Consider the following 13104-nt stretch of genomic DNA (forward strand, 5'->3'; position numbering starts at 1 on the left):
CTCAGCTCGCTGCCAGCGGGACGTCGATCGCGACGCGCTGGGCGGCGCCGGTCGCGACGAGGCGATAGGTAATGGTGGCGACTGCGGTCTCGGTGGCCTCGGCGTCGGCGGCGACATCGACGGTCTCGACGGTGATGCGCGGCTCCCACTTCTTCAGCGCGGCGTCGATCGAATGGGCGATGCGGGCATGGGTCGCCGCGTTGTTGGGTTCGAACAGGAAGGCGTTCAGGCTGGTGCCGAAGCGGGCCAGGCCGACACGCTCGTTCAGGTCGGTCTTCAGGATGACCGCGATCGATTCCTGGATGTTGCGCTCGCCTTCCGACCAGAGCATCCGGCCGGCGGCGTCGACGCGCGGTGGGAAGGCCAGGCCTTTGCCAAAGGGACTGCTCATCCGCCGCTCCCCTTGCCCTTGAACTTCGGCACCGGGAAACAGAAGGCCAGGAACGGCATCCAGCGGAAGATGAAGTCGAGCAGGCTGACGATGATCATCAGCAGGATCAGCGCGCACAGCGTGACGATCGGGATCGACAGCGAGCAGATCATGCCGATATCGATATTGCCGTTCTTGCAGCCGCCACCGTCGCCGGTGTCGATCTCCTTGTGCAGCGGCCAGGGCAGGACCTGCAGTACGAGATCGATGAAACCCATGCCCTTGGCGCGCTGAACCTGACCGCACAGCATGTCGGACAGGACGAAGGCGGTGCCGCGCGCATGTTTGCGCAGGCCGGCGGGGCTGGTGTCCATCGGCAGGCTGATGCGGACTGGCCGTGCCGGGGCGTCGGGGTCGAAGAAACTGGCCAGCTCGAACGGCACGCTGGGCTGCGACAGGACCGGTGGATGGACCGGGCCGCAATCGGCATTGAGGTGCACGAAGCGAAGCCGGAACTGGCCGGTGTCGCCGACGCTGTCGGCCATGGTCTGGGCTAGTTGCTGCGCGAAGGGCAGGGCGCGGGCGGTCGCCTCGTCGCTGGTGTCGAGCGCGCGGGCGACGAGCACGGTGAGCTTGTCGACCTGATTGATGTCGAACAGGCCAGTCACGGACGGTCCGGTGAGCGAGACGGTGAGAGCGTCGGTCTCCGTGTCCGTCGCTGCCACGGGATTGCCCGGCGGAAGGCTGCGGAACGTGCCGGCCGCCGCGATGCCGTTACCGGCGCCGTCGCTGGTGGCGATGCCCGCGAGCAGATAGTGGAACGGGGGCCATTTGGGCCGATCGTCCTTATGATCGCGATATTGGGTTTCGACCCCTTCGAGCAGCGCCGCAACGCCCGGCCTGTCGACCTGGCGCAAGGCTTCGGCGAGGCTACGCAGGTGACCAGGACGATTGATGTTGCTGGAGTCGTCGGGCTTGAAGCCATTGTTGAGCGTGTCTCGGTCGCCCGTCGACATGTCCGCTGACAGCCAGGTGTAGAGCGTCAGCTTGTCGCCCGAGAGCGTGCCGGTAGAAGACTGGCGGACGGCCTGGGCGACGGTCGGCAGATGGCGGTCGAGAAAGGCCATCAGGTCGAGCAGCAGCAGCCAGCTTTGCGACTGATAGCCCCAGTTGCGTTTGCGGATGCTAAGCTGCTTGTTGGCAGGCGTCGCGCCGTCGCCGTTATCAAAGTAGATGTCGTTGGCGGCCTTCACCACCGCCTGGATCAGCGCCTTCCACGGCTCGGCGAAATCGATCTTGAATTCGGTGGTGCGTGCGAGCTTGGAATTGCGGGGCGTGACGGGGGCGGCGCCCTGGAGCGCCTCGGTCTGACCCTCGACGAGGCGGCGCGCGGTGCGGGTGATCGCGGCGCTGAGATATTGCTCGCGGCGGCCGACCGGGATGAGGCCGCCCCACATCGTCCGCTTCAGGTCGTGACCATCCTGATGCGCCAATGGGAAGGCGGGCAGGCGCTCTTCGCCCGGGACGAGCACGCCCTCATCGCCTTCGGCGACGCGCTGCCAGCGGGCGCCGGTCGCATCCTTGACGAAGCCATATTCGTAGAGCCGGCTGCCGGCAGGCGCGTCCTTGCTCGCCGGCATCAGGCGGCGCAGCACGAAGCCGACCTGTTCATGGCCGCCAGCGAGCTTTCGGTCGGGTAGGCCGGGGATCGCACAGGCGAGCGTGGCGGCGGCGATATAGAAGCGCTGATGCGCGGGCTGATAGAGTTTCAGGCGGGGTGTATCGACCGGCACCGCGGCAATCGGTTTTGGCGCGCGGCCGAGCCGGGTTTTGAGGCGCGCAAGCTTCAACGGTGCGGGCAGCGGGACACGCTCGACCAGATCCTCGGTCTTTTGCTGGAATTGGGGCGAGCGCCAGGTCTCGTGCCGGGCCACATGATCGCTCAGCGCGCCGGGATCCGTCTCCAGCAGGCCGAGAAGCTGCTCCATGAACTCGTCATTTGCGAAACGCAGGATGGTCGGCGCGCGACCGGGCGTGGCGGCGCCGCGCCACATCGGCCGGGGTGCGGCCCAGGTGAGCGGATGGGCGAGCGCGGTCACCAGATATTCCCCGCGCCCGGCGTATAGCTGGCCGAGACGATGCTGTTGGTGATGATCGTGTCGGCTTGGACCACGCCCGAGAATTTGGACATGCCGGCATCCACCTGGACCATGCCGGCCGAGATCGCGACCTGGGACGCATTTACCGTCACCTTGGCCGCCGCCGTGACGGTGATGCCCGCCGTCTCCAGCTTGATCGAATTGCCGTTGGAATCCTCGATCTCGACCGCGCCGGGACCGTCCTTCAGGGTGAATTTCTGGCCACCCGGGGTTTCGAGGATCAGTTTCTCCTGGCCATTTGTGTCATCGAGCGTGACGGTAACGCCGTTACGCGACTTGATGACCTTGAGATTGTTCTGGGAGCTCGCACTTTCGGGTGGGGAGTCGGTGCCGTTCCACAGGCCGCCAAGGACATAGGGCCGTGAGGGATCGCCATGCTCGAACGCGATGAGCACCTCGTCCCCGACGTCCGGTATGAACCAGCTGCCGCGATCCTTGCCGGCGAACAATGTCGCCATGCGGGCCCATGCCTCATAACGGCCGCCGGCGGAATCCGGGCACCAGGGCAGGGTGACCTGCACGCGGCCGGTGCCGTCCGGATCGGCAATGTCGATCACCGTCGCCGGCGCGACGCCGTACCAGATGCCGCCAAGGCCGAACGGCATGCGCTCGTCGAGCTGGGCCTGGCGGCGATCGCCTTCGAGGAGAGTCAGCGCGTTCATAGCGGCTTGATCCCCGGGCGGTTGCAGCGGAACTCGGTGCGCGCGCCGTGCTCCGGGTCGTAGAGATGCGTGACCGAGATCGCGCGGTAGCCGCCGTCGAACAGCGGCCCGAGACCGGTGAGGTCGAGCTTTACCCCGGCGCGCAGCTTGGGATCGGTCTCGCAGGCGCCTTCGCCGGTGACGAAGCCGCGTGCCATGTGGCGATAGCTCGCCTCGGCGAGCTGCCTCGCTTCATCGGCGGTGCGCGGGACGCCGTGCGCGACCGTGTCGACACGCTCGCCGAGCGCCTGGACGAGGATGTCGCCGCCGGCGGTGTCGCCGTTGAGTTCGGATTCGATCGCCGATTTTGCGCCCTTGTGGCTGACGCCCTTCTTCTCGCCGACGTCCCAGCCCGAGGCGACGACACCGCTGCGCTGATGCGCGAGATCGGCGAGTACGGAGAAGGAGCGGAGGGTGCCGGCCCAGGCGAGCTTCACGCCCTCCTGGGTCCGCGCCGGCGCGGCGTGGAGCGCGGTACCCTGGACGAAGATATCGGCGTCGAAGCGTCGCGCCACGTCGAACAGGAACGCAAGATCGGTCTGGTTGAGCTGGGCGAGCAGCGGCACGGCCGGCGCCTGGGTGTCGACCTGCGCGTCGAGGCCATGTTCCCGTGCGATCTTTCGCACGACATCGCCGAGCGAGGATTGCGCGAAGCAGCGCGTGCGCCGGGTCATGCGCAGGTCCTGCAGCCGGTCTTCGGCGAAGATGGTGATGCGGGCCGCCTCGCCCTCGGGGAAATCGGCGGCGATACCGGTGATGCGCCCTTCGAACAGGGCATCGGAATCGCCGACGCCGACCTTCAGCTTCTTGCCGAAATCCAGGAGTTTCCGATCGAAATACTGGAAGCCGGGCTTGTCCTCACCGCCCCAGTTGCCGAACGAAATCTCCGCGCGCGCCATGCCTTCGATGCTGTCGCTCAGCTCATAGCGCAGCAGCCCGGCCTCGAGCTGTGGGTTGCGCTGCCCCTCGATGAAGATCGAGGGCCGCGCGGGGCGCATCGGCAGACGGGCGACCTCGGCGCTCATCGATCAACGCGACCAGACACGGGCGGCACGGAGGGCGACGGCGCGGAGGCGACGACGGGTTTCGTGCGGGCGCGGCTCCTGTGGTGGCCCGGCATCGCCCTTGGCGTCATTGGCCGGTTCCCCGGTCGCTTCGAATTCGTCGATGACGACGGCCATGCCATGCTCCTCAATTGATCGACAGTCTGGGGGACGACAGCGACACGGCGGCCCCTGCCTCTATGCTTGGCGGGGTGATTGACGCGCTGGCGCCGAAGCCGACGCCGACACCGAAGCCCGCGCTGCCGCTGACACTGACGCTCGCGTCGAGATCGATCAGCGCGCCGGGGGACATGCGCAGCGGATCCTCGATATTGTTGGCGGCGGCGACGCCCTGCCAATCCTCCTTGCCCGCCGCGCCGGCCATATTCTGGAGGCTGGTTTTCTGCGGCGCCGGGGTGAAAGGCCGCTGGCCGGGGCGCGACGGGACCAGGCCCGTCGTCTTCGAATAATCGGTGACCAGAATCTTCTGCTGGGCGAGCGTCAGGGTGACGCTGGCGCGGAGCGGTTTGCCGGCCGGCGAGAAGAATTCGAGGCTTTCCTCAAACCCCTCGACCATGCCGTCGAAGATGAACGAGCCCCAGGAGAAGCGGGTGCCGGGCGGCGCAAGCTTCTTCTTGTCGCTCTCCGCTTCCTGCGGCGTCATGAAATAGAGGATCTGGGTGGTGAGGCGCCGCACTTCGTCTACGGCGTTCTGCGCCATCGCGGTCACGTCGAACCAGAGCGTCAGCGCGAGCTTGGTGGTGCCGGCGCCGACGAACTGGCGGCCGGCGGTGCCTGCCTTCTGGTCGCCGCCCTTGGGTTCGGCGACTTGGTTGGCGAAGGTGACCTTCATCGATTCCGGATTGAACTGGACATCGACCTTCTTGCCGCCGGGCTTCTCATCGGAGAGGTCCTGCTTGAGCTCGATCATGCGCGCCTTGACGAGAACCTGCTCGCTCATTTGGCGCCTCCCGCCGGCGCGGGCATGGCGAGCTGGAGTTTCTCATAGGCCATCGCGAATTCCTCGATCGCGATGGTGCCGTCCTTGGCGTTGAGAGACGGCGCCTTGATCTTGGCCGGGATGCAGCGGCTGAGCTGGAAGCGGGCACGTTCGGTGCTGCCGTCCTCCGCGAACATCACCACCTCGGCATTGGCGCGAAGGAACGGATCGGCGATCGAGTCCGCGAACCAGGTCCAGAGATCGAAATTGTCGGTGAGGCCGCGCTTCAGCGTGAGGTTGGCGTAGCCGATCGTGCCGGGCACGCGGTATGCGTGATCGTTGGCGCCGCCCGAGCGGATCGTCTTGAACTCATGCGTGATCTCAAGCCCGTCGCATTCGGCGAAGCTTGCCCTGGCAAGCGGATCGCTCTTGCCGTCGGGATAGATCTCGACCGCGAAGTTGAAGGCGGTGAAAGGGCGCGGTGCTTCAGCCACTATGCCTCCTCAAGGATCGAAAGCCGCGCGCCCTGCTGGACGAGGCGGAGGGTGAGGAAACGGATCGGCTGGGAGGGCGCGACGGCCACCTCGACGATCAGGCGGCCGGCGTCGATATCGGCATCGCTTTGCTGGACGGCGATGCGGAAGGATTTTTCCGACGTTGCACCGGCAAAGGCACCGCGCTGCTGCAGATCGTCGAGCGTCGCGGTGAGACTGCGCTCGACCGCGCGGCGCAGCACCGGGCCATTGGGTTCGAAGACATAGGTCATGCCGCGACGAAGCAGGGTGCGGCGGAGCAGCATCATCAGCCGGCGGACATTGATCTGGCGCCAGTCGCGTTCGTTCGACAGCGTATCGGCATCAAGCAGCGCGAAGCCCATCGGCAGGCTGCGGACCATGTTGACCCGGGCACGATCGAGCGCGAGCAATTCGCCGTCGGGCAGCGCGGGATCGAGGCCCACGATATCCTGCACCGGATCATTGGCCGGGGCGATCCACGCGCCGCGGTTCTGCGCTCGGGCGGCCATCAGCCCGGCTATCGCGCCGTCCGGCGGCGACGAGACCAGGCCGGTATTGCCGCGCGACACCAGCCATGGGTGATAGAGTGCGCCGAAGGACAGCAGCCGCGCTTCGTCCGCGCCGAGGCGGCTCGCCGAACCAGCGCCCGGCGCGAGGGCCGCGAGCCGGGTGGCATGGGCGGTCGCCTCGGCCGTACGGAAATGCCGCGGCAGCGACAGCAGGGCGAAGAAGTCGCCGCCCGCGCCGGCCACCCGCAGGGTCGCGATCTGCAACAGGGCGAGCAATGCCGTGTCGACCGGGGTCGCGACATAGCTTGCCTTGCGCAGCACCACGGCGATGCCGGCATAGGGGGAAACATTGCCGTCGAGCTCGATGTGCAGGCGATAATAATGCACGCCCTGCGCGCGGCCGGGAATATCGAGATGCTGCACCGATTTTTCACGCAGGATCTCGACCGCGTCCGAAAAGTCGGTGCGGGCCGATTCTTCGAGTACCACTACGCTGTCGGCGGGTTGCGGGCCCCAGGAGAGGGTGAACATGTCCGCCGCCACCGGTGCCGTTGGCCCGGTCAGTTCTGGTATCGCGAGCAGCCTGGTGCTGCTGTCGAGAAACGCGCCATAGTCGGGTGTCTCAAGCACAGGCATGTCCGACGGCAGGCAACCGCCCGAGTGGGTGCGCCAATTGGCATTGACCGGGGCGCCGGGTTGCGGCGGCAGCACTGCATCCGGTGTCTGCCCGATGTCCCAGCCCGGCTGGACCGCATCGGGCACGGCGAGCAGGCTCGGTTCGGGGAAAAGGTCGCCAGCGATATCGAAGGCTGCATGAATGCCGAACAGCTTCTGCTCGCCGAGATCGAGGATCGCCGCTGCCTGCTGGGCCAGTCCCGCGCCCCGCTGGTCGGCCAGGCGAGGGTCGAGGAAAAGTCTTTCGTCGAACCGCGACAGCCCGTCACGGACCAGCGGATCGGCCGGCTGCGGCAGTGGGCCCACCGGCTCGGCGAAGCTTGTTTCAAGGCCGATCGGCAGCCATGCCGAACGCAGCGCAAGGCGGTCGGCGACAGTGAAGTCCGGCGTGCCGAACCGCGCGGCGATATCGGCAAAGGCGCCGTCACCCGAATAGCCGAGCGCGATCAGGTCGCTTTCGTCTCTCGAAATGGCAAATCCCGGGCGGATCGCAGCGGTGCGGTTTGCGGGATCCGCATGATAGAGATCGGCATCGGTCAGGCCATGGATCGCGCCGGCCGCCTCGGGAGACGGGGCGAGGCCGGCATGCACCCGGTCCATGCCGGGGCGATGTTCGGCAATGTCGACCGTGACCCTGGCCGCGGCGAGCGGCCCACCGGGCAGGCGCGACGCGACCTGCTGCCAGGCCGGGCCGATCGCCTTGTTCTCTTCGATCGCATCGATGCGCAACCAGTCGGCTTCGCCCTGGTGCTGGAAGCGCACCCAGCGGCCGCGGGTGAGCGGTGCCGGAGCGTCGAACGTCAGGGTGGCGACCAGTCCTTCGGTCAGGCTTGCCGCGAAACTGCCGGTTTCACCGGCGATCCAGGCATGGCCCTGCTTGACGATCGCCGGCCCGGTTTCGGCATCGGCGATGCGGGCGAAGGACGCGATCCACAGCGCCAGGACATCGCCTTCGGCCAGCCGCACCACCTTGGCGTAACGGGTGACAAGGCCATTGCCACCCGACAGTTCGATCAGGTCGCCCGGTGCCAGGACGCCGAGGTCGGCGAAGCGCAGGCCGAAACGTATCCGGTGCTGACCTGTGATCGCGAGCGGCCGGTGCGATACGCGGGCGGCAAGCTGCATCGCGTCCGACCAGGAGCCGAGGCTGGCGGCGTCGAGCAGGGCGGGCGAGATGACGCTTGGCGCGCCGTCCAGGTCGGGCAGGCGGCGAAGCAGACCCGGCATCAGGAAACTGCCGGACGAGGCGGGGCGCGAGCCCGGATCGACGGCGTGGGTCGCTGCGCGGACGGCGGCCAGTTGCGCTGTCTCGGCCAGCCGGATCGCCCAGCACCTCTTGCCGCCATTGGAGAAGAATGCCCGGACGGCCGAGGCGAGATTGCCGGTCAGCCGTTCGCCGCCCTCGCCATCATAAGCGAGCGGGCAATCGCCGCCGAATACCGCTTCAAAGGCCGCGACGCTCGATAGGGCGATCGCCACATGGCAGGGCCCGCGCTCGGCGAACCCCGCGAACACGGCGACGTCCATGCGCGGCAGCGCCTCGGCAACGGGCGCCGGGGCGATGTCGACACGGATGCCGGGAAGGGCGTCGCCGGCGAACATGGGTTATTCCATCTCCAGCCGCTCATAGGCGAGCACCAGTTCTTCCATTGCCACATCGGTGCCCTTGGCGTTCAACTGGGCGCTCGTGTATTTTGTGATGCGGGCACGGAGCAGCTTCCAGACCTGGACGTCCTGGGTATGATCCTCGCTTTTGAGCGTGATGGTCACGGTGCGCAGCGCGTTCTGATCGCCGTTGCGGATCTGGTGGAGCCAATTGTACAGGTTGAGCGAGCCGATCACGCCGCGCTTCAGGGTGACATCGGTCGATTTGTTCATGCCGGTGATCTTCATCACCGAATTTTCCTTGCTGTTGCCGACACGGTATTCGGAGACGGTGACTTCCATCCCGATGCCGCTGATCTCCTGGAAGCCCGCCTGCGGACTCTCCGGATTGCCGTCGCCCAGGTCGACCAGGAAGTTGAACTGGACATATGGCCGGTTCTCTCTCAGCACTGCCATGACGATATCCCCTTATGACTTGCGGTCGGCCGTCCACTGGCCGATGCGGAAGATGACGAATTCGGCAGGACGCAGGGGGGCGACCCCGACCAGGCAGATCAGCCGGCCGTTATCCAGGTCGTTCTGGGTCATGGTGGAGCGGTCGCACTTCACGAAATAGGACCGTTCGGGCTTGTCGCCGAGCAGCGCGCCGGACTGCCACTCGTTGAGCAGGAAATCCTCGATCGTGCGGCGCACATTGGCCCAGAGCCGCTCGCCGTTCGGCTCGAACACGGCCCATTGCGTGCCCTTGTCGATCGATCGCTCCAGATACGCGAAGTATCTGCGCAGATTGACATATTTCCATTCGGGATCGGAACTGGCGGTGCGCGCGCCCCACAGCCGCATGCCGCGCCCCTCGAAGAAGCGGAAGCAGTTGATCCCCTCCGGGTTGAGCACCTCCTGCTGCGCCTTGTTGATCGGCTTCTCGAAACCGAGCGCAAGCGTGACGACCTCGTTGGCCGGGGCCTTGTAGACCGCGCGCTCGACGTCGTTGCGGGCATAGATGCCGGCGACGAAGCCCGAGGGCGGATAGAGATTCTCCTGGCCGGTGTTCGGATCTACGATCCTGACCCAGGGATAATAAAAGGCCGCGTGGCTGCTATCGAACATGGCGCGATAAGCCCGTACGTCGGCGATCGACTGGCCCCTGATGCTGTCCAGCACGGCGATGCGATATTGCATGCGTTCGGCATGGCCGATCAGCAGATTGGCAACCGCCTGAGCGCTGGTCGCGGTGAAGGTCGATCCGGGCGCGGCGACGATCGAGATGTCCTCGATATCCTCGAACGCCTTCAGCCCGGATTTGCGGTTGGTGTCCGGATCCTCCGCTCCTTCGAACGAGTCTGCAATCGGCATGTCGCCGTCGCTGCCGCCGGTCAGGAAGAATACCGCGTCGAGGAAAGGAGCGTTTCCCGTGCTGCTTTCCAGGTCGGTGGTCAGGAAGCGGTTATCGGCGGCCCCGCCCGCGTGATAGTCCCAGACCAGCTTGGCACCGTTGCGCGGATTGACGTCGTCGGTTGCCGCCGCGGTGAGCACCAGTTCGGCGGCCGCAAGCTGCTCCGTCGCCGCAGCCAGCGCGGCGGCCGCTTCCGCGGCGGCGGCTTCGGCGAGCGGGACCTTCTTCTTGGCCGCATCCAGCAGCACCTGCTGGTCCGCGACCTTTTGTTTGGCCTCATCGACCTTCTGCGTCAGCGCCGCGACCTTGCTGGCATCGTTGTTGTTGGCCAGGTTCGTCGTCGCCGTGTCCAGGTCGCCGTTGGCCGTGTCCATCTTGCCCTGTTCGGTGGCCTGATCGGCCTTCGCCTTTACGACATCGGCCTTGGCTTTGACGTCGACCGGACCGGCATCGGTCTTGCGCTGCTTGGCGGCGTCACGTTCGATCGTGGCGTCGGCCTCGCTCAGCGTCGCGAACACGATGGGGATCGAGCGCGCGGCCGAAAGGTTGACCGGATCAACGGCGAAATAGTCGAACAGCGAATCCGCCGCGCCGGCCGTCTTGTGGCCGCGGTCGATGGCGAGGCCGGTCGCGGCGAAGAAGGGCAGGCCAGGCTCGGTGGGCTCGACATAGACCGTGGCGGTGATGGTGCGCACTTCGGCACCCGCAGGTGCGGCCAGGTCTTTCAGGGGTACGTCGGCGCTGCCGTCCTGCGGGCTGAAGCTCCACAGGCCCTTTTGCGCGTCGTAATTGGCCAGGAAGACGCCCTTTTTGGCAGCGGTGCCACCGATATAGACCACGTCGCGGTCCTGCGAGGCGCGGAGCTGGGCGACGCCCTTTTCGACCACCAGTTTATTCTGGCTGACCCAGAATTGCAGCCGCACGCGGGCTTCGCCTGCCTTGCCCGGAAAGCGGGCGCGGATGGTGACATTGGCCGGCGGTGCCGATCCGCCGGGGACGCTGGCGCAGCACAGTTTTTCGTCACCATTGAATGCCCGCGCGGCGTAGAGCCGTTTGCCGCCTTCCTCGAAAAAGGCGCGGACCGCATTCCACATATAATTGTCGGTCGGCTTGCCGCCATCGACGAATTCGAGCTGCTGGCGACCGCCATAGACCCGCTCGAACTCGACCAGCGAGGTGATGATGTCGGGCTCGATGTCGATCGGGCCATAGCGCGTCGCGCCGACGAACCCGGTGGTGGTTGTGCTGACACCTTCGATCGACTTGGCCCGGTAGGAGACTTCCTCCACGAAGACGCCGGGGGCGAGATATTCAGGCATGGGCAGTCTCCTCGATCAATTCGGCTTGAGGTAGAGCGTCGAGAGTCGCACGTTCGCCGACTTCCGCGAGACGAGCGTGAGCGGACGGCCGAGCGTCAGCGGCTGGGCCGGCAAGGGATCGGTCTTGTTGAGTTGCTTGAGTGCGATGCGGGGCGGGCTCGAAAGCTGGCCGAGAATGGCGGACAGATCGGGCAGCTCGTCCGTCAGCTCATCCCAATAAATGGCGATTTCGGCGTTCCAGGTGACCTCGGCACGTCCCTTCACCGCATCCTCGGGCGTCTGGGCGGGAAGGGCGGGATAGGCGCCGACCGCGGCGATCGACCCGTTCGCACCCGCCACCCCCAGCGCGATGATCCTGCCGTCGACTGTGACGGTCATCGCCGCCCAGGACGCCGGCTTGTCCGATCCGTCGGCCTGACGTTCGGCAAGCTGGGCGCGGACGGTGGAACGCGGCCCAGGCGCCGCACGGGCGATCGAGGGGAAAAGCGGCAGGTAATCGGGCTTATACGCAGCCGGCGCATCGGCAGGGAGCAAGGGCGCGATCCTGGCCTGGTCGAGTCCGGCCCAGGCTGGCCAGACGAACCTGCCGCGCACCGGCAGATTCGCCGCGAACCGCATTGGCAGGAAGCGGCGGAAGGGATCATCGACCGATACCGCGAAGCTACGGGCCTTGCCGGGCCAGTCGCTCGGGGTTTCGGCAAGCTCGAACCCGAGGCCGGGCAGGCGTGGTGTCATCCAGGTGCCGCTCGGCGTCGTGCCAAGCGTCGCCTGGCGGAACGGCCGGTGGGCGTCGACGATGCGCACCTGCAGCCCGTCGCCGATCAGCCCGAGGTCCGATGCATCGCGAAAGGCGAAGCCGAGCGGGACGTGCCATACGAAACGGTCGGGCGAGACGAGAGCGAGCGTCACAGCGCCTCCTCCGTCATGCCGACGCCGAAGCCGCGTTCGAGCACCACGCCGTTCTCGTCGAGCGGCTGAACGCTGTCGATCAACACCATTCGGACGAGGTAATTGATGAACAGCGGGTGCTTGCGGATCCGGTCCCACATGTTCAGCTGGTCGGCCAGGGCGAGCGGATCGCAGACCAGATCGACATCCTCCTCGACCGTGAAGATATTGTCCTCGGTCAGGTAATCGTTGAGCTGGGCGGCCGTGATCGACCCTGCGTCCTCAAGCGCGCGCATCACCCAGCCGAGCATGCGCAACTGCTTCTCAGACGACGAGGCGATCGGGATGATCATGAAACTGACGTCGATCGGCAGCGACGGCTTGAACCTGCGTCCGAAAATGTCCACTCGTGGGCCACGCGCGCGGCGCTGGGTGTTGATCGCCACGCGCCAGGGGAGGATCGCGAAACCGTCGCCGGTCAGACCTTTCTCTACCTCTTTGGCCTGATAGATCTCGACCGTCAGGCTATTGAACGCATCGCGCGGATAGCGTTCGCGGATCAGGCCGCGGATCGCGGCGGCTACGGCAGCGATGGCCTGATACTGGGCCATCAGCCGGCCCGCGCCACGGCGCGGATAGCATCGGCGAGCCCGTGCTGTCCGGCGGTGAAGCGCCAGTCCTGCCGATCGACCCGGTAAAGGTTGCCGCTGCCATCCTCGCCGATCGCGACGACGCCGATATGAGGTGCCTCGACAATGGTACGCAACGCCTTTGGGAAGTCGCGCAAGGTCGCTTCGTCGAGCACGACCACATCGACATCCCCGGTCACGGGACCCGTATCGGAGGCGGCTGGCTGAATCAGTTCGATATCCTCACATCCGGCAAGGGCGCCATGCAGCGCCGATCTGACCATTGCAGTGGTAGCGCCGAGCAACACGCGGATCGTCATTGCGCATCCCTTCGAGGTCAGGCGGGCAAGCTAGGCCG

General features: G+C 66.4%; 13 protein-coding genes. All 13 read right to left on the bottom strand.

All coding sequences use genetic code 11. The annotated features are described in order from the left end of the window. Window position 1: 1 nt before the first annotated feature. The 13 genes from AC1DT7_RS03775 to AC1DT7_RS03835 are packed head-to-tail and all read right to left on the bottom strand — an operon-like array spanning window position 2 to window position 13066. Window positions 2-391, bottom strand: a complete 390-nt coding sequence (locus AC1DT7_RS03775; RefSeq protein ID WP_478034350.1) for a GPW/gp25 family protein — start codon at window positions 389-391, stop codon at window positions 2-4. Further along, window positions 388-2469, bottom strand: coding sequence for a hypothetical protein (locus AC1DT7_RS03780; protein WP_478034351.1), 2082 nt, complete (start codon window positions 2467-2469; stop codon window positions 388-390). The genes AC1DT7_RS03775 and AC1DT7_RS03780 overlap by 4 nt, the downstream gene beginning before the upstream one ends. Further along, the gene (locus tag AC1DT7_RS03785) at window positions 2466-3191 is read right to left on the bottom strand and encodes a phage baseplate assembly protein V (RefSeq protein WP_478034353.1); all 726 of its coding nucleotides are present in this window, start codon (window positions 3189-3191) and stop codon (window positions 2466-2468) included. The genes AC1DT7_RS03780 and AC1DT7_RS03785 overlap by 4 nt, the downstream gene beginning before the upstream one ends. Continuing rightward, a complete protein-coding gene (locus AC1DT7_RS03790; protein WP_478034354.1) occupies window positions 3188-4255 on the bottom strand; it encodes a phage late control D family protein in 1068 nt (355 codons plus the stop codon). Before AC1DT7_RS03790 ends, AC1DT7_RS03785 begins: the two co-directional genes overlap by 4 nt. 3 nt (window positions 4256-4258) lie before the next feature. Next, on the bottom strand, window positions 4259-4411 hold the full coding sequence (locus AC1DT7_RS03795) for a hypothetical protein (protein ID WP_478034356.1): 153 nt from the start codon (window positions 4409-4411) through the stop codon (window positions 4259-4261). A 10-nt stretch (window positions 4412-4421) separates the two neighbouring features. Beyond that, window positions 4422-5234: a CIS tube protein gene (locus AC1DT7_RS03800; RefSeq protein WP_478034358.1), complete on the bottom strand. Its 813-nt coding sequence runs from the start codon at window positions 5232-5234 to the stop codon at window positions 4422-4424. Next, window positions 5231-5707, bottom strand: a complete 477-nt coding sequence (locus AC1DT7_RS03805) for a phage tail protein (RefSeq protein WP_478034360.1) — start codon at window positions 5705-5707, stop codon at window positions 5231-5233. The genes AC1DT7_RS03800 and AC1DT7_RS03805 overlap by 4 nt, the downstream gene beginning before the upstream one ends. Then, complete coding sequence (locus tag AC1DT7_RS03810; protein WP_478034362.1) at window positions 5707-8514, bottom strand: phage tail sheath C-terminal domain-containing protein; 2808 nt, start codon at window positions 8512-8514, stop codon at window positions 5707-5709. The genes AC1DT7_RS03805 and AC1DT7_RS03810 overlap by 1 nt, the downstream gene beginning before the upstream one ends. 3 nt (window positions 8515-8517) lie before the next feature. Beyond that, complete coding sequence (locus tag AC1DT7_RS03815) at window positions 8518-8973, bottom strand: phage tail protein (RefSeq protein WP_478034364.1); 456 nt, start codon at window positions 8971-8973, stop codon at window positions 8518-8520. A gap of 12 nt (window positions 8974-8985) precedes the next feature. After that, a complete protein-coding gene (locus AC1DT7_RS03820; RefSeq protein WP_478034365.1) occupies window positions 8986-11229 on the bottom strand; it encodes a phage tail sheath subtilisin-like domain-containing protein in 2244 nt (747 codons plus the stop codon). A 15-nt stretch (window positions 11230-11244) separates the two neighbouring features. Continuing rightward, window positions 11245-12138, bottom strand: a complete 894-nt coding sequence (locus AC1DT7_RS03825; protein WP_478034367.1) for a hypothetical protein — start codon at window positions 12136-12138, stop codon at window positions 11245-11247. Then, window positions 12135-12728, bottom strand: coding sequence for a Pvc16 family protein (locus AC1DT7_RS03830; RefSeq protein WP_478034368.1), 594 nt, complete (start codon window positions 12726-12728; stop codon window positions 12135-12137). Before AC1DT7_RS03830 ends, AC1DT7_RS03825 begins: the two co-directional genes overlap by 4 nt. Beyond that, complete coding sequence (locus AC1DT7_RS03835) at window positions 12728-13066, bottom strand: hypothetical protein (RefSeq protein ID WP_478034369.1); 339 nt, start codon at window positions 13064-13066, stop codon at window positions 12728-12730. The genes AC1DT7_RS03830 and AC1DT7_RS03835 overlap by 1 nt, the downstream gene beginning before the upstream one ends. Window positions 13067-13104 lie beyond the last annotated feature (38 nt).

Source organism: Sphingomonas sp. P3_C6, assembly GCF_056402595.1.

Coding starts and splice junctions, on each gene's coding strand:
- AC1DT7_RS03775 (WP_478034350.1), bottom strand. CDS start 391: ATGAGCAGTCCCTTTGGCAAAGGCCTGGCCTTCCCACCGCGCGTCGAC.
- AC1DT7_RS03785 (WP_478034353.1), bottom strand. CDS start 3,191: ATGAACGCGCTGACTCTCCTCGAAGGCGATCGCCGCCAGGCCCAGCTC.
- AC1DT7_RS03790 (WP_478034354.1), bottom strand. CDS start 4,255: ATGAGCGCCGAGGTCGCCCGTCTGCCGATGCGCCCCGCGCGGCCCTCG.
- AC1DT7_RS03795 (WP_478034356.1), bottom strand. CDS start 4,411: ATGGCCGTCGTCATCGACGAATTCGAAGCGACCGGGGAACCGGCCAAT.
- AC1DT7_RS03800 (WP_478034358.1), bottom strand. CDS start 5,234: ATGAGCGAGCAGGTTCTCGTCAAGGCGCGCATGATCGAGCTCAAGCAG.
- AC1DT7_RS03810 (WP_478034362.1), bottom strand. CDS start 8,514: ATGTTCGCCGGCGACGCCCTTCCCGGCATCCGTGTCGACATCGCCCCG.
- AC1DT7_RS03815 (WP_478034364.1), bottom strand. CDS start 8,973: ATGGCAGTGCTGAGAGAGAACCGGCCATATGTCCAGTTCAACTTCCTG.
- AC1DT7_RS03820 (WP_478034365.1), bottom strand. CDS start 11,229: ATGCCTGAATATCTCGCCCCCGGCGTCTTCGTGGAGGAAGTCTCCTAC.
- AC1DT7_RS03830 (WP_478034368.1), bottom strand. CDS start 12,728: ATGGCCCAGTATCAGGCCATCGCTGCCGTAGCCGCCGCGATCCGCGGC.
- AC1DT7_RS03835 (WP_478034369.1), bottom strand. CDS start 13,066: ATGACGATCCGCGTGTTGCTCGGCGCTACCACTGCAATGGTCAGATCG.